The organism is Peptoniphilus ovalis (genome assembly GCF_018919265.1).
GTDB lineage: Bacteria > Bacillota > Clostridia > Tissierellales > Peptoniphilaceae > Peptoniphilus_A > Peptoniphilus_A ovalis.
The window spans coordinates 21,806-37,514 of sequence record NZ_JAHLQO010000004.1 but is presented as its reverse complement, the minus strand read 5'-3'; the positions used below and the strand labels follow the sequence as shown (position 1 = coordinate 37,514).

Here is a 15,709-nt window from a genome sequence, read left to right as displayed (position 1 = left end):
ATTCCTTGATAGAATTTCATAAAAATATATTTATTAAGGAGAGAAAAATGATTAAAGATGCAATTGTAAAAATAGTAAACAAAAAAGATTTAACTTTCGAAGAAGCTTATGATGTAATGAATGAAATAATGAATGGAGAATCATCTAGTATTCAAAATGCCGCTTATTTAGCTGCGCTTTCTACAAAGTCTGCTAGAGCTGAAACTATAGATGAGATATCAGGTTCTGCCTTAGCAATGAGAGAACATGCTGAAATTTTAGATCATGATTTTGAAGTTTTAGACATAGTTGGAACTGGAGGAGACAAATCAAATTCTTTTAATATATCTACAACAGCTGCATTAATACTTGCAGCGGGTGGTGTTAAAATTGCAAAACACGGAAATAGAGCAGCATCTTCTAAAAGTGGAACTGCTGATTGCCTTGAAGCACTTGGAGTAAATATTAATCAAAGTCCTGAAAAATGTAGAGAGCTTTTAGAAAAAATAGGTCTATGTTTTATATTTGCGCAACAATATCACAAATCCATGAAATATGTGGGACCTGTGAGAAAGGAATTGGGTTTTAGAACTGTATTTAATATCTTAGGACCTTTAACTAATCCAGCAAAACCAAAGTATCAAGTATTAGGTGTTTATGATGAGTATTTATTAGAGCCTGTGGCGAAAGTTTTACAAAATCTAGGATTAAAAAGAGCGATGGTAGTTTTTGGTCAAGATAAGCTTGATGAGATTTCTCTTTCATCTAACACTAGTGTCTGCGAGATAAATGGTGACGAAATTAAAAAATATGAAATAGATCCAAGAGATTTTGGATTTGAATACTGCTTAAAAGAAGATTTAGAAGGTGGAGATGCAAAGGAAAATGCTAATATTACAAAATCTATTTTAAGAGGAGAAAAATCTCCAAGAAGAAATGTAGTCCTATTAAATGCTGCTTCAGGATTTTATATTTATGGCAAGGCTAATACTCTAGAAGAAGGTATTAAAATAGCTGAGGATATTATAGATTCAAATAAAGCTTTTGAAACATTAGAAAAACTAATAGAAATGAGCAACAAATGATGAATATTTTAGAAAAAATTGTTAAAGATCAAGAGGCGAATTTAAACTCAAGGAAAAACAAAGTTTCTCTTGAAGAAATAAAAAAATTAGCAAAAGAAAAAGAAAGAGGAGAATTTAAATTCGAAAAAGCTTTAAAAAAAACAGGGATAAGTTTTATTTGTGAATGCAAGAAAGCATCTCCATCAAAAGGAATAATAGATTCTGAATTTGATTATCTTAAGATTGCAAAAGAATACGAAGAAGCAGGAGCAGATATGATATCTGTATTGACAGAAGAAAATTATTTTCTTGGAAGTATAGATTATTTAAAAGAAATTAGCAATGAAGTGAATATACCTTGTCTTAGAAAAGACTTTATAGTAGATGAATATATGATTTATGAGGCAAAAGTTTATGGAGCAAGTGCAATACTCTTAATAGTTTCACTCTTAGATTCTGATAAATTAAAGAGATTTATAGAAATAGCAGACTTCTTAGGACTTTCATCTCTAGTAGAAGTTCATGATGAAGAAGAATGTAAAATTGCTATAAATGCTGGAGCCAGGATTATAGGTGTAAACAATAGAAATTTAAAAGACTTTAGCGTCAATACTAACAATACAAAAAATTTAAGAAATATAGTACCAGACAATATTTTATTAGTTTCAGAAAGTGGAATAAAAACTAAAGATGATATAGATATTTTAGCTGATATAAGAGTAGATGGAGTTTTAATCGGAGAAACCTTAATGAGAGCAGAAGATAAAAAGGAAAAATTAAATTATTTGAGAGGTAATAATGACTAAAATAAAAATTTGCGGATTAAAAAGAGAAGAAGATATTAATTATGCAAATAATTTAAAATTAGATTATATAGGTTTTGTATTTGCAGAAAAAAGCAAAAGATATGTTAGTTTAGAAGAAGCTAAAAAACTTAAAAACTTACTCAGTAATGAAATAAAATCAGTTGGTGTATTTGTAAATGAAAGTATTGAAAATATCTTAAGATATATCGATGAAGATATTATTGATATTATTCAACTTCATGGAGATGAGACCGAAGAATATATATCTAAACTAAAATCAAAAACTAATAACAAAATTATCAAAGCTTTCGAAGTAAAAAGTGAAAATGATTTAGAACTTGCTAAAAATTCTTCTGCAGATTATATCTTATTAGATTCTGGAAAGGGAACAGGAAAGACTTTTGATTGGAATAAAATAAAATCTTTTGATAGAAATTTCTTTTTAGCCGGAGGGATATCGAAGGAAAATATAAATGAAGCTATAGATAAATTTAATCCTTATGCATTAGATGCATCTTCTTCATTAGAGACAAATGATGTTAAGGACTTTGAGAAAATGAAAGAATTTGTGGAAATAGTTAGGAGAAAAAGATGAAAACTAAATTTGGAATTCATGGTGGTCAATATATTCCAGAAACACTAATGAATGCTGTAATTGAACTTGAAAAAGCCTATGAATATTATAAAAATGATAAAGGTTTTAATAAGGAATTAGATTTCCTTCTTAAAGAGTATGCTAACAGACCTTCTAAATTATATTTTGCAGAAAAAATTACAAAAAAACTTGGCGGAGCTAAAATTTATTTAAAAAGAGAAGATTTAAATCATACAGGTGCTCATAAAATTAATAATGTTTTAGGACAAGCTCTACTTGCAAAGAAAATGGGAAAGAAAAGATTAATTGCTGAAACAGGAGCAGGTCAACATGGAGTTGCAACTGCAACAGCTGCAGCACTTTTAGATATGGAATGTGTAGTATTTATGGGAGAAGAAGATATAGAAAGGCAATCTCTAAACGTTTATAAAATGAAACTTTTAGGTTCAGATGTAATTTCTGTAAAATCAGGAACAGGCACATTAAAAGATGCCGTCAGCGAAGCAATGAGAGAATGGACTAGAAGAATTGATGACACTCACTACTGCTTGGGATCTGTTATGGGTCCGCATCCTTTTCCAACAATTGTAAGAGATTTTCAAGCTTTGATTTCAAAGGAGATAAAAGAAGATATTCTTGAAAAAGAAAATAAACTTCCTGATTATGTAATTGCATGTGTTGGTGGAGGATCTAATGCAATTGGCTCATTTTACAATTTTATTGATGATAAAGAAGTTAAATTAATAGGATGCGAGGCAGCAGGAAGAGGAGTTAACACAAAAGATACAGCAGCCACAATTGCCGTTGGAAGAGAAGGAATATTTCATGGTATGAAGTCATATTTTTGCCAAGATGAGTTTGGACAAATAGCTCCTGTTTATTCTATTTCAGCAGGTCTTGATTATCCAGGAATAGGACCTGAGCATGCATATTTACACGATATAAAAAGAGCAGAATATGTTCCAATAACTGATGAAGAAGCTGTAGAAGCTTTTGAATATCTTTCTAAGACAGAGGGAATAATTCCTGCTATTGAATCATCTCATGCACTAGCTTATGCAATAAAGATTGCTCCAAATTTAGATAGGGATAAAATAATTGTTGTAACTCTTTCAGGAAGAGGAGATAAGGACTGTGCACAAATAGCAAGATATAGGGGAGTTGAAATAAATGAGTAGAATTAAAGAAGCCTTTAAAAATAAAAAAGCTTTTATTGCTTTTATAACTTGTGGGGATCCCAATCTAGAAGTTACGAAAGAAATTATTCTTGAAATGGTAGAAAAGGGTGTGGATTTAATAGAACTTGGAATTCCTTTTTCAGATCCTACTGCCGAAGGTCCAGTTATTCAAGAGGCAAATTACAGAGCTTTAAAAGGTGGAGTAACAACTGATAAAATCTTCGAATTTGTAAAAGATTTGAGAAATGAAATTTCGATTCCTTTAGTTTTTATGACTTATTCAAATGTAATTTTTTCATATGGAAGCAAGAAATTTTCAGAAAAATGTAAAGAAGTTGGAATTGATGGAATTATTTTACCAGATTTACCTTATGAAGAAAAAGATGAGTTTTATGAAGTTTTTAAAAATAATAATATTGATTTAATTTCTATGATAGCTCCAACTTCTGAAGATAGAATTAAAAAAATAGCAAAAGAAGCCGAAGGTTTTATATATATTGTATCTAGTTTAGGTGTAACTGGAACAAGAAAAAATATTGATACAAATCTCGAGCCTATTATAAAATCTGTTAGAAAAAATTCCAAAATTCCTGCTGCAATTGGTTTTGGAATCTCAAATGCAAAGTCAGCTAAAAAGATGGCTAGTATTTCAGATGGAATAATTATTGGATCGGCTATAATGAAGATTATTAAAGAATATGGAGAAGAATCTCCAAAATATGTAGGAGAATTTGTAAGAGAAATAAAACAAGCTATAAATTAAAAAAATTAACTCATTATCTTAAGTATATAAAAAAACCCACTATAATATTCACATGATTTCCTATTATAGTGGTTTTTTTATTTTAAAACAATCTGAAGATAAAAATTAGCTTATCTTTTCTTTTTTATTGAGCCAAGTAATCCTCTTGCAATTTCACGTCCAATAGTTCTTGTAATAGTACCAAGCATTGAGTCAATCCCCTTGTCAATATAAGATTTTTGTCTTCTTGAACTTTTAGTGCTTCCTTTAGAAATTTCTTTTTCTCTCTTTGCCAGTTCTTCTTCTCTTTCTTTTAATTCCTTATCTCTTGCAATTTTTTCAGTTAAAACCTCATAAGCAGATTCTCTATCAATTGATTCTTTATATTTAGCATATAGATTTGAGCCTTTGACTAAATTTTCGTACTCACCATCGGTTAAAGCATTAAAAGATGAGTGAGGAGGCATTATTAATGATTTTTCGGCGATTGTAGGAGATCCATCTTCATCTATAAATGAAACTATTGCTTCTCCAGTTTTCAAATTAATTAGCTCTTCTCTAATGTCAATTTTTCCGTCTTGTCTAAAAGTATCAGCAACAGCATTTATCGCCTTTAATTCTTTAGGTGAATAAGCTCTCAACTGATGAACTATTCTATTCCCAAGTTGAGATGAAACTTCTTCAGGAATATCTAAAGGATTTTGAGTTATAAAAAATACTCCAACTCCCTTACTTCTAACAAGTCTTACAACTTGAATAATTTTATCCTTTAAAACTTTTGGAGAATTATTAAAAAGTAAATGTGCTTCATCAAAGAAAAATGCAAGCTTTGGTTTATCTAAATCACCAACTTCAGGGAAGTTTTCATAAATTTCTGATAAAAGATAAAGTAAAAGCATTGAATATAAAATTGGATTTGATATTAATTTATCAGCTTGTAGAATATTTACAAATCCATTAGAATTACCATCTACTCTTACTAAATCATTAATATTAATAGCAGGTTCTCCAAAAAATAAATTTCCACCTGAATCTTCTAAAAATAATAATTTTCTAGAAATTGCAGATAAAGTTTGGCTTGCAACATTTCCATATTCCTTACTAATTTCATCTCTATTTTCTGAAACAAAATTAATCACTTGTTTTAAATCCTTTAAGTCGATTAATAAAAGACCATTTGAATCTGCAACTTTAAAAATTATATTCAAAACTCCCATTTGAGTGTCATTTAAATCCAATATACTAGAAAGCATAATAGGACCCATCTCTGAAACTGTAACTCTTAGAGGAATTCCCTTGTTTTCGTAAATATCCCACATTGTAACAGGATATTCTTTAAAAACAAATTCTTCAGGACCTATAATATCAAGTCTATTTTTAACATTGTCATTCATCTCGCCAGGCTTAGAAATATTTGCAAGATCTCCCTTTACATCTGCAAGTATTGTTGGAACGCCTGCATTTGAAAGTCCTTCAACGAGAATTTTTAGACTCACGGTTTTACCAGTTCCAGTGGCACCACTTATAAGTCCATGTCTATTTACTTTATTTAAAAGAAGGTAATTTTTGTTTTTTCCTTTGCCAATTAAAATCTTATTCATAAAATCCTCCCATAATTATCATAAGTTTATTATATCAAAGAGTGGCATATTCTAAAATATTTTAAAAAATATAGTATAATGTTATTAATAAAATTTCGAGGGATATTATGATTTATTTGGAAAAGATTAATGGGATTGATTTAGAGGGTATTGAAGAGGATGATTATCTTATAGATATACCTGCAATTAAAAATTTTAAGGAAATGACTTTTGAAAAGTCAGTCACATTTTTTGTCGGAGAAAATGGCACAGGAAAATCGACTTTGTTAGAAGGAATTGCAATTTCACTGGGATTTAATCCAGAAGGTGGGTCGAAAAATTTTAATTTTGCTACAAATGATACTCATTCAGAACTTGGAAATTTAATGAATATAAATAGAGGGATAATAAGGGAAAGAGATGGATTTTTTTTAAGAGCAGAATCTTTTTATAATGTCGCATCTGAAATTGATGAACTTGATAAATTAGGTAACAGTGGTTTTATGAATTATTATGGAGGTAAATCACTTCACAAGCAATCCCATGGAGAAAGCTTTCGCTCAATAATAAATAATAGATTTAGCGGTAATGGAATTTATATCCTTGATGAACCTGAGTCTGCACTTTCTCCAACATCACAAATGTCACTTCTTTGCATTATAAATAATTTAGTTAAGAGAAACTCTCAATTTATAATTGCTACTCATTCGCCAATACTACTTGCTTATCCTGAATCAGATATTTATGAGTTTAGTGAAGAAGGTATTAAAAAAACAGAATATAAATTGACTGATACATATTCAATTACAAAATCTTTTTTAGATAATCCTGAAAGAATGATTCACTTACTATTTGATGAATAAAAAATTTGACTAAAATTTAAATAAATGATATTATTAATTTATATTGAAACTCAATAGGAAGAAGAGTAACCCTTTGGAATGATTACAGAGAGCTTCATTTGGTGAAAGAAGTAGAATGAAATTGGGTGAACATGGTCTTTCTCGAGTGCTTGTCGATATTTAGATAAGTACGGATTCGCCCGTTACAGCGATAGAGTATGATTGTACTCGAAGAGTCTCATATTGCGAGATATGAGAGAACTAAGGTGGTAACACGGATTTGCTTTCGTCCTTTATGGATGAAAGCTTTTTTTATTATAAATTTGTATTTAAAATTGGTAGGAGGAAAAAATGCCATTAATAATACCTAAGGATTTAATTGTTGAAGATGTTTTAGAACGAGAAAATATTTTTACCATGAGGGATTCATCTGCTGCTCAGCAAGATATCAGACCTCTTAATATTGCCATTGTAAATCTAATGCCTAAAAAAGAAGAAACTGAACTTCAACTCTTAAGAATGCTATCAAATACTGCACTTCAAATTAATATAGATTTAGTTAGAATGGAATCTTACAATCCAGAAAACAGCGACTTAAAAAGATTAAAGGCCTTTTACAAAACTTATGATGATATAAAAAATAATAAATACGATGCAATGATTATAACTGGAGCTCCAATTGAAACTATAGCTTATGAGAAGATAAAATATTGGGATGAGTTAAAAACTATATTTGAATTTGCAAAGGAAAATGTATATTCAACAATGTTTATCTGTTGGTCTGCACAGGCTGCTCTTTATCATTATTATAATATTGGTCACAAAGTTTCTGATCATAAAATCTTTGGAGTTTTTGAATTTGATAAACTTAAAGATAATAAAATAATCAAAGGTTTTGACGATACATTTTTAATTCCAACATCAAGACACACTTATGTAAACATTGAAGAATTTGAAGATTATCCTGATTTAGAAGTTCTTGCTTCACGAGAAGATACTGGAGTTTCACTTGTTACTACAAAAGATCACAGATTTGTATTTAACTTTGGACACTGGGAATATGACAAAGATACCCTTCACAACGAATACATTAGAGATCTTTCTCAGTCTAAAAAGATTGCTCCTCCAATAAACTATTATGAGGACAATGATCCGAAGAAGGATATCAAAATAAGATGGAGATCAGCTGGAAACTTATTTTTCTCAAACTGGCTAAACTACTGCGTATATCAAGAAACTCCCTATGCAATTGACACAATAAAGGGAAAATCTGTATCTAAATTTGGTGGAAGTTCACTTAAAGATGCAGGCCAATTTGCAAAAGTTAAAAAGATTATTTTCTCTAAGGATGATAGAGATGTAATTGTTGTTTCAGCACCTGGAAGAAGATTTAAATCAGATACTAAGATTACAGATGAATTAATTTCTCTTTCTGAAAAGAATAAAAATATCATAGATCTTAAAAACATAATGAAATCACTAGAGGATGATTTAAAAACACAAGAAATATATAGAGAACTTCAACTTGAAAAGATTAAAAAGAGATTTCTATCAATTGCTGAAGATTTGAAGCTTGAAGATTTTTGGAATGAAGAACTTAAATTTGTATTTGATGAAATTAAAGAGTCAAACTCACCTGAGTTTATAGTGAGTAGGGGAGAATATCTAAATGCAAAACTACTTGCAAAATATTTAGATTATGATTTTATCGACGCTAAGGACATAATTTTCTTTGATGAGCATGGTCATGTTGATTTAGAAAAATCTTCTGAAGCTATAAAGAAAATTATAGGAGAGAATAAAAAAGCGGTAGTGCCAGGATTTTATGGAAGCAATGGAAGTGGAGATATTGTAACTTTTTCAAGAGGCGGAAGTGACTACACGGGTAGCCTTATCGCATACGCACTTGATTCAAGCGTCTACGAAAATTGGACTGATGTAAATGGGATAATGACATCTGACCCAAAAAGTGATCCTAATGCTAAGACAATTAATAAGCTCAACTATTCTCAGCTCAAAGATATAATTGACAATGGAGCTGAAGTTTATCAGGGAGATGCAATTGATCCTGTAAAGAGCAAAAATATCACTATTAAAATTTTAAACACAAATGATCCAGAAAATGGTGGAACAATTATAAAAGATTAAAGGACCCATAGAGGTCCTTTTTAATTTTTACTTTTTCGACATTCTGTAAAAGACATATGGAGTTTTTTATTTTGAACTTATATATTCTGAGAAAATTATATTTTTATACTCTTCGTCATTATTTTCTTTGATTTCATCGAGATTTATATTTTTATAATTTTCTAAATTTATAGTCTTATCTTTTGCAATTATATTTCCCTTGTAAGTCATAATAAAATAATCTTTATCATCGCTGTAAAAAACATGAGAATTATTATGAAAGTCAATTTTCTTAAAATAATTTATAAATAAAATTTCAAATTCTCTTATTAGATTCTTAAAAAATATTGCATCTTCAAAGTTTAGATTTTCAGATAATTTAATCATCTCTGTTTTTAAATTATTTCTGAATATTTCAAAATAATTTTCTTTAAAAATTAAATTAAGACTTTCATAAGTTTTAGATTTTTCTTCATTATTTAAATTTTTTGGAAATAAATTCTTTTTGAAAATAAAATTCTCTCCGTCACAGGAAATAGGAAAGATGTATTTCATATTTTCTATAAAATTATCTATATTTCTACTTTTTATTAGTGGACCAAATCCATTGTCACTTATTTTGAGCATTTTATCTTTATCGATTTCAAGATAACATAAATTCTTTTTATTTTTAAATTGACTATTGTATATTGGATAGTGCTTTCTAATTAATTCGTATTCGAGTAGCCTTGCTTCTAAATGAGTATCGCATTTTATAATTTTCAAATCATTCACAAAATCCATCATTATATAAATTTTTCGCCTACTGTGATGATTTGAAAAATAAGAACGAATTCTAGACTTTAAATTATTACTTTTACCAATATAAACAATTTTGTTATTTGCGTAAAATAAATATACTCCTGGAGAGTTGGGAATATCCTTTAACTTTTCTCTTAAACTCATATTAACACCATCTATATTTTAACATATACTTTGGTATAATATTATTACAGGAGGGAGAGAATTGAGTGGATTAGTCGAATTTCCAGGGGATAGAGAGCTTAAAGTAGAGATTAAAGTTTTAAAAAAAGAAATTTCAAGCCTGGTTTTAAGACGTGATGATTTAAAATATACAATATGTGAAAATATTAAAATGAAGTATATGCTTGAAATAGGGACCTTAGAATTAAAAGTTTACGACTTATACATAAAATACATTAGATTAAAAAGAAAGAAAGAATTAATTCAAGCTAGAATAAATAGAAATGAAAAAGTTGAGCTAAATAGTATTGAAGAGCAAATTGAAAGAGAATTTTCTGAATATAAAGAAAAGCTAAATAAAAAATTAAAGGATGTAAGTTATGCCAAGGCAAGAAATGATTTACCCATTATTTGTAATGAAGATTCTAAAAGACTTAAAAAGCTATATTTAGATATTGTAAAAAAAATTCATCCAGATTTAAATCCAAATATAACTAAAGAAAAGATAGAACTTTTTCATCATGTTTTAGACGCATATAAAAGATGCGATTTAGTTTCAATGGAGACATTTTATATTTTGATTGAAGAAGATAGAGATTTTGAAGGGGATAGTAGTCTAAGCTCTAATTTGAAAGAAGAAAGAGATAGACTTTTAAAATTACTTGAAAAGCTAAATGAAGAAATAGAAAAGATTAAAAAATCCTATCCTTATATATTAAAGTCTTATCTTGAAGATGAAGATTTGAAATTACAAAGAATCGAAGGATTAAACTATAAATACGCATCTTATAAAATTGCTATTGAAACTCTAATGGAAAATATAGAATTATTGTTGAGGCGATTAGATGAGTGATTTAATAAAAAAAGATGATGATAATTTATTAAAAATAATTCACAATGGCGGACTTTTAGATTTACCAAAACCCTTTGAAGTTGAAATATTTTTGTTTAAAACTCATATTGCTGGCACAAGTCACATAGATAATATTTCAAAAATTGAAAAAACTTTAAATTTAAACGATAAATTGAATTTTTATAGAGAACCAGATAATGAATATGACCCTCAAGCTATAAGAATTGAAACTGTAAAGGGCGAAAAGATAGGTTACGTTCCAAAAGTAGACAATATAATTTTCTCAAGACTTATGGATGCTGGAAAATTATTATTCGGTAAAATTATTAAAAAAGAAGATATCAATAATTGGATTTATATAGAAATAAATATTTATCTAAAAGAATAACCCCCTAGCAATGCTAAGGGGTAATTTTTATAGATTTTCTAAAGCTTGTTTAAGATCTTCTATGATGTCTTCAACATCTTCTATACCAACACTCATTCTAATTAAATCAGAACTAATGCCAGCATTTTTAAGCTCTTCTTCATTCATTTGTCTGTGAGTTGTACTTGCTGGATGAAGCACACAAGTTCTTGAGTCAGCAACATGAGTTACAACAGCTGCAAGTTTTAAGCTATCCATAAATTTAGTAGCTGAATCTCTTCCACCTTTGATACCAAAGGAAATAACTCCACATGAACCATCTGGCAAATATTTTTGTGCAAGTTCGTATTGTGAATCTCCTTCAAGTCCAGAGAAACTAACCCATGAAATTCTATCATCATTCTTTAAGAACTTTGCAACTTCAAGTGCATTTTCATAATGTTTTGGCATTCTTAAATGAAGAGTTTCAAGACCAATTCCTAAATAAAAGGAATTTTGAGGAGATGGAATACTTCCAAGGTCTCTCATAAGCGTTGTAGTCATTTTTGTAATATATGATGCTTTTCCAAAAGTTTCTGTGAAAACAACTCCGTGATAAGTTTCATCTGGAGTAGTAAGTGATGGGTATTTGTCCTTATATTTATCCCAGTCAAAATTACCAGAGTCAACAACAGCTCCTCCAACTGAATTTGCAAAACCATTCATGTATTTTGTAGTTGAGTGAGTTACAATGTCTGCACCCCATTCAATTGGTCTTAAAAATATTGGAGTAGGGAAGGTATTGTCAACGATTAGAGGAACTCCGTGGTCATGAGCTGCCTTTGCAAAAGTTTCAATATCTAGTATTTGAAGTGATGGATTGGAAAGAGTTTCTCCAAATACAGCTTTAGTATTTTCTTTAAAAGCTTTATTTAGTTCATGAAGACTAATATCTGGTTCAACAAAAGTTGCTTCGATTCCTAGGTCATTCATAGTGTGAGCAATTAAATTATATGTTCCGCCATAGATTGCAGAAGATGAAACAATGTGATCTCCGGCTTTTAAAATATTAAGTAATGCGTAAAAGTTTGCAGCTTGACCAGATGAAGTAAGCATACCAGCGACACCACCTTCAAGTGCAGTTATCTTTGCAGCAACTGAATCATTAGTCGGATTTGCAAGTCTTGTGTAAAAGTAACCAGATTCTTTTAAATCAAATAAATTTCCCATTTGCTCTGATGAATCGTATTTAAATGTTGTAGATTGAACAATTGGAAGAACTCTTGGTTCACCGTTCTTTGGTTCGTATCCAGCTTGAACACAAAGTGTTCCTAATTTTTTCTTAGTCATTTATTTCTCCCTTAAATATATTTTAATTTATATAAAGCTTTGTATAAAAAAAGCTCTCATCCGCAAAGGACGAAAGCATTCGTGTTACCACCTTAATTCTCTCATATCTCGCAATATAAGACTTATTGAGTATTAATACCCTTATGCTATAACAGGCATACCTGTCGCAGCCTAAATAACTTCGGTGCGAAAACTCCAAGACCATGTTCCAAAGATTATTTTCAATTTCTCTCACCAAATGAAATCTCTCTTGAGAAAATAATTCTTTGTACTCTTCTTATCAAAGTTTTATATAAATTAATTATTAACAAAGATTATAATTTAATTCCAATTTTTAGTCAAGCCAAAGGATTAAAGTGGAAATAAAATTGTTTTAAATAAACTAAATTGATTAACATTGAGCTTTATTGTATTATTTAATTAATATCTTTTTGGAGGTGTCTATGTTAGCTAGAGAATTAGATTTTAAATTTATTGAAGAAGAAAATATAGATGAAGTTGTAGAACTAATGGAGAAAATAAATGAATCAATAAATGATTCAAGTATCTTTTCTAAGGATGAGAAAGAAGATCTTTTAGGACTTTTAGAAAGAGGAGGGGCAATAGTGGGAGTTTATCACAATAATAAATTAGTTGCCTTTAGAAGTCTAAATGTTCCAAAAGATGAAGAAAATTTAGCATATGATGTAAAACATTTCGATATAGATCCTGATACTGTTATCATTAATGATAGCGTAGGTGTTTTAAAAGAATATAGGGGAATGAATCTTCAAAATGTGACTAGAGACAAAGTTTTACAAAAGTACGAAAATACCAAATACACAAATAAAATGTCTACTATTTCTCCAACTAATCCTCATTCTTATAAGAATACATTGGAATCAGGATATACAATTGTTGAATTAAAGAAAAAGTATCCAGATGAAAAATCTCCTGAAGGATACGATAGATTTATTTTATTAAAATCAGAAGACATAAAAATTGAATTCACAGGAAAAGAAGAAAAAGTTTCATACAAGGATACTGAGAAAATAAAAGATTTGCTCGTTGATAAGCATATTGGTGTTTCAGTAGACGAAGATGGTATAATTTTATTTAGACAAGTAAAAATTATTTAAAATAAAAAAATCTGTTAGAGTTTTTGCTCTAGCAGATTTTCTTTTTAAAACAATGTTACAAATATGAAATTGATTATAAACCAAATCATCTTAAATAATAGTTCAAATAATATAAAAGCGATTGAATACCATCCAATAAAGTTAATTTTAGATCTTCCAATGAAATGTTTTCTATAAAGTGTGATAGAAATAATTGGTGCAATTGTAATTAATACAAGAGTTGCAACTGGCATTGCAGTTAGTGCTGCAAGTTCAGTATAGTGAAATAATCCGCCAAATGGTGAAACAATAAATCCGATAAATAAAACAACTTTACAAATTATCCAAGTTATTAAGGAATTAAATTTAACTTCATCATAACTTGTGTCTATATCGTCTCTATCTGTTGCAAGATTAAGAGGAACATAGAACTCAACATAGTCAAACAGAATTCTCAAGACTAAGAATATAATTAGTATGGGACTAAATCCATGATTACCTAGTACTAAGGAAATGGCTGTCAATAAAACTCCAATACCAATTACTATTTTACTTTCATTGGAACCAATTTCTTTGATGTAATTTGAAAGAGGAGTAGTAATTTTTTCGAAGAAATCAAATACTCCTTTAAAATCTTCAGAAAGTTTATGAAAGCTTTCAATTGATTTTTCTTTTTTAGGTTTATCTTCTAAAACTGTTTCTTTGTTGGATTTTTCGATTTCCTTATCCAAATCAATTTTAGTAGTAGCATTTTCAGTTACTTTATTTTTATTTTTCTCTTCATTATTTTTATTAAAGCTAAAGAAATCTTTAATCTTTTTTCTTTCTTTTTTGATATAAGACTCTACTTCAGAATTTTTTTCTTCTTTTTTAACACTTTTAGGAGTCTCAGATTTTTTTTCTTCTAGAATATTATTATTTATATCAGAAACCGTAATCTTAGGTGTGCTAAGAGTATTTTCAAAGTTTTTCTTAGAAGTATTGACAGGATCAGTAATTTCTTTTTTAACTTCTTCTGAAGATTTAGGGTCATCTTTAATTTTAGAAAATATTGAAAATTCATCATCATCTTCGTTGATAAAATTATGCCACTTTTCTTTTAAAGAAAATTTCTTAGATTCTTTTTTTTCTTCAGGATCAGGAACAATATTATCTTTTTCTACTAAATCCTCTTCTTTATTTTCAATAAGATTATTTTCATCAAAATTAGATTTTTTAAGCTCCTCTTGAACTCTACGCACAAGTTCACTTTGACTAATTTTAAAATACTCATCATAATCTTTAGATTCTTCAGCAACTTTAGTTTTTTTAGATGATTTAGGTTTTTCTATTTTTTGGGCTTCTTTTTTAATTTCCTCATCATTAGATTTAGACTTTGAGTTTTCTTTCTTATAATTTTCAATATTCTTAGAAACTTTCTTATCTACTTGCGCAATAATATTTTTTATGTCATCAGTAGTGTCAATTCCATCTAAGGATTTAGGATTAAATACCCTCGTTTCTTCGCTAATCTTTTTAACTTTGTTAGTATCTCCCTTGGAAGTAATGTTCTCGTCATTAGGTAAAAATTTTACATGAACATTTTTAATATTAGCTCCGCAAGAAGAACAAAAGTTATCATCTTTTGATATGGGATGACCACATTTTGGACAAAACAAAGGCACACCTTCTTTCGTAAATATTATAATATTTATTATATCATACTTTTAAAATTACCTGACAAGAATTTACATTTCTTGAAAACAATTTTAAAAGAATATATGTACAAAAAAAGAAGCCAATTAAGGCTTCTCTTATTAATTAAATATTAATTATTTTGCAGGTGCTTCTTCAGCAGCTTCTTCAGCTGGTGCATTTGTAGTAGCTGCATCTGCTTTAGCATTGATTTCTTCTTTTGCTCCTTCTTCAGCAGCTTCAACTTGAGCTTCTGCTTCTTTAGCGTTAGCTTCTACTTTAGCTTTGTTAGCTTCAGCTTGTTCTTCTACTGCTTGGTTTTTAGCGTTAGCTGCTTCTTCAGCTTTGTTGTTAGCTCCTTGACAAGCTACCATACCTAACATTAATGCAGAAATCATTCCAACGCTTGCTATTTTCTTTAAATTTTTCATTTTAATAAATCCTCCTATTTTTTGAAACCATTTGTTTCTTTTATGACTATATGATAGTCTTTCGTTGTGAAAATTATGTGAA

Annotated in this window: 15 protein-coding genes and 1 other annotated feature; of the genes, 10 read left to right on the top strand and 5 right to left on the bottom strand. The window is 29.0% G+C overall.

All coding sequences use genetic code 11. The features are described 5' to 3' along the window. The first annotated feature begins 47 nt into the window (after positions 1–47). Genes trpD through trpA form a run of 5 tightly spaced genes read left to right on the top strand, consistent with a single transcriptional unit; the run spans position 48 to position 4,385 of the window. Entirely contained in the window at positions 48–1,064 is a 1,017-nt protein-coding gene (trpD, locus tag KQI68_RS05915; protein ID WP_216549210.1) for an anthranilate phosphoribosyltransferase, read from the top strand. After that, positions 1,061–1,849 (top strand): indole-3-glycerol phosphate synthase TrpC, encoded by a 789-nt coding sequence (gene trpC / locus KQI68_RS05910; RefSeq protein ID WP_216549209.1) that lies wholly within the window; start codon positions 1,061–1,063, stop codon positions 1,847–1,849. The genes trpD and trpC overlap by 4 nt, the downstream gene beginning before the upstream one ends. After that, a complete protein-coding gene (locus KQI68_RS05905) occupies positions 1,842–2,444 on the top strand; it encodes a phosphoribosylanthranilate isomerase (RefSeq protein WP_216549208.1) in 603 nt (200 codons plus the stop codon). The genes trpC and KQI68_RS05905 overlap by 8 nt, the downstream gene beginning before the upstream one ends. Then, positions 2,441–3,622, top strand: a complete 1,182-nt coding sequence (trpB, locus tag KQI68_RS05900; RefSeq protein WP_216549207.1) for a tryptophan synthase subunit beta — start codon at positions 2,441–2,443, stop codon at positions 3,620–3,622. Before KQI68_RS05905 ends, trpB begins: the two co-directional genes overlap by 4 nt. Further along, the gene (gene trpA, locus KQI68_RS05895; RefSeq protein WP_216549206.1) at positions 3,615–4,385 is read left to right on the top strand and encodes a tryptophan synthase subunit alpha; all 771 of its coding nucleotides are present in this window, start codon (positions 3,615–3,617) and stop codon (positions 4,383–4,385) included. The genes trpB and trpA overlap by 8 nt, the downstream gene beginning before the upstream one ends. Before the next feature lie 110 nt (positions 4,386–4,495). Here trpA and KQI68_RS05890 read toward each other — a convergent pair whose 3' ends face one another. Continuing rightward, positions 4,496–5,965, bottom strand: coding sequence for a helicase HerA-like domain-containing protein (locus KQI68_RS05890; RefSeq protein ID WP_216549205.1), 1,470 nt, complete (start codon positions 5,963–5,965; stop codon positions 4,496–4,498). 107 nt (positions 5,966–6,072) lie between these two features. On the opposite strand from KQI68_RS05890, the gene KQI68_RS05885 reads away from it, so the two are divergent. Continuing rightward, positions 6,073–6,807 (top strand): AAA family ATPase, encoded by a 735-nt coding sequence (locus KQI68_RS05885; RefSeq protein WP_216549204.1) that lies wholly within the window; start codon positions 6,073–6,075, stop codon positions 6,805–6,807. A gap of 330 nt (positions 6,808–7,137) precedes the next feature. Further along, the gene (locus KQI68_RS05880) at positions 7,138–8,934 is read left to right on the top strand and encodes a homoserine O-acetyltransferase/O-succinyltransferase family protein (RefSeq protein WP_216549203.1); all 1,797 of its coding nucleotides are present in this window, start codon (positions 7,138–7,140) and stop codon (positions 8,932–8,934) included. A gap of 66 nt (positions 8,935–9,000) precedes the next feature. On the opposite strand, the gene KQI68_RS05875 is transcribed toward KQI68_RS05880, so the two are convergent. Beyond that, on the bottom strand, positions 9,001–9,858 hold the full coding sequence (locus KQI68_RS05875) for a GIY-YIG nuclease family protein (protein WP_216549202.1): 858 nt from the start codon (positions 9,856–9,858) through the stop codon (positions 9,001–9,003). Between the two features lie 61 nt (positions 9,859–9,919). Here KQI68_RS05875 and KQI68_RS05870 point away from each other — a divergent pair, with 61 nt between their 5' ends. Together KQI68_RS05870 and KQI68_RS05865 are read left to right on the top strand one after the other, a co-directional pair. After that, on the top strand, positions 9,920–10,729 hold the full coding sequence (locus tag KQI68_RS05870) for a J domain-containing protein (protein WP_216549201.1): 810 nt from the start codon (positions 9,920–9,922) through the stop codon (positions 10,727–10,729). Further along, positions 10,722–11,117 carry an HIRAN domain-containing protein gene (locus KQI68_RS05865; RefSeq protein WP_216549200.1) on the top strand — a complete coding sequence of 132 codons (396 nt, stop codon included), beginning with the start codon at positions 10,722–10,724 and terminating at the stop codon, positions 11,115–11,117. Before KQI68_RS05870 ends, KQI68_RS05865 begins: the two co-directional genes overlap by 8 nt. A 27-nt stretch (positions 11,118–11,144) precedes the next feature. On the opposite strand, the gene KQI68_RS05860 is transcribed toward KQI68_RS05865, so the two are convergent. After that, a complete protein-coding gene (locus tag KQI68_RS05860; protein WP_216549199.1) occupies positions 11,145–12,425 on the bottom strand; it encodes an O-acetylhomoserine aminocarboxypropyltransferase/cysteine synthase family protein in 1,281 nt (426 codons plus the stop codon). 62 nt (positions 12,426–12,487) lie between these two features. Further along, positions 12,488–12,718 (bottom strand) — a binding site (T-box leader). Positions 12,719–12,868: 150 nt separating this feature from the next. On the opposite strand from KQI68_RS05860, the gene KQI68_RS05855 reads away from it, so the two are divergent. Then, complete coding sequence (locus tag KQI68_RS05855) at positions 12,869–13,543, top strand: GNAT family N-acetyltransferase (RefSeq protein ID WP_216549198.1); 675 nt, start codon at positions 12,869–12,871, stop codon at positions 13,541–13,543. Between the two features lie 44 nt (positions 13,544–13,587). Here the strand turns inward: KQI68_RS05855 and KQI68_RS05850 are convergent, their stop codons facing one another. Further along, positions 13,588–15,186 carry a zinc-ribbon domain-containing protein gene (locus KQI68_RS05850; protein ID WP_343221672.1) on the bottom strand — a complete coding sequence of 533 codons (1,599 nt, stop codon included), beginning with the start codon at positions 15,184–15,186 and terminating at the stop codon, positions 13,588–13,590. A gap of 147 nt (positions 15,187–15,333) precedes the next feature. After that, on the bottom strand, positions 15,334–15,627 hold the full coding sequence (locus KQI68_RS05845; RefSeq protein ID WP_216549196.1) for a hypothetical protein: 294 nt from the start codon (positions 15,625–15,627) through the stop codon (positions 15,334–15,336). Positions 15,628–15,709: the final 82 nt, after the last annotated feature.

Excerpts from the sequence above, each read along its gene's own strand:
- KQI68_RS05905 (WP_216549208.1), top strand. The coding sequence starts at position 1,842 with ATGACTAAAATAAAAATTTGCGGATTAAAAAGAGAAGAAGATATTAAT.
- KQI68_RS05855 (WP_216549198.1), top strand. The coding sequence starts at position 12,869 with ATGTTAGCTAGAGAATTAGATTTTAAATTTATTGAAGAAGAAAATATA.
- KQI68_RS05880 (WP_216549203.1), top strand. The coding sequence starts at position 7,138 with ATGCCATTAATAATACCTAAGGATTTAATTGTTGAAGATGTTTTAGAA.
- trpC (WP_216549209.1), top strand. The coding sequence starts at position 1,061 with ATGATGAATATTTTAGAAAAAATTGTTAAAGATCAAGAGGCGAATTTA.
- KQI68_RS05865 (WP_216549200.1), top strand. The coding sequence starts at position 10,722 with ATGAGTGATTTAATAAAAAAAGATGATGATAATTTATTAAAAATAATT.
- KQI68_RS05875 (WP_216549202.1), bottom strand. The coding sequence starts at position 9,858 with ATGAGTTTAAGAGAAAAGTTAAAGGATATTCCCAACTCTCCAGGAGTA.
- trpB (WP_216549207.1), top strand. The coding sequence starts at position 2,441 with ATGAAAACTAAATTTGGAATTCATGGTGGTCAATATATTCCAGAAACA.
- KQI68_RS05885 (WP_216549204.1), top strand. The coding sequence starts at position 6,073 with ATGATTTATTTGGAAAAGATTAATGGGATTGATTTAGAGGGTATTGAA.
- KQI68_RS05845 (WP_216549196.1), bottom strand. The coding sequence starts at position 15,627 with ATGAAAAATTTAAAGAAAATAGCAAGCGTTGGAATGATTTCTGCATTA.
- KQI68_RS05860 (WP_216549199.1), bottom strand. The coding sequence starts at position 12,425 with ATGACTAAGAAAAAATTAGGAACACTTTGTGTTCAAGCTGGATACGAA.
- trpA (WP_216549206.1), top strand. The coding sequence starts at position 3,615 with ATGAGTAGAATTAAAGAAGCCTTTAAAAATAAAAAAGCTTTTATTGCT.
- KQI68_RS05890 (WP_216549205.1), bottom strand. The coding sequence starts at position 5,965 with ATGAATAAGATTTTAATTGGCAAAGGAAAAAACAAAAATTACCTTCTT.
- trpD (WP_216549210.1), top strand. The coding sequence starts at position 48 with ATGATTAAAGATGCAATTGTAAAAATAGTAAACAAAAAAGATTTAACT.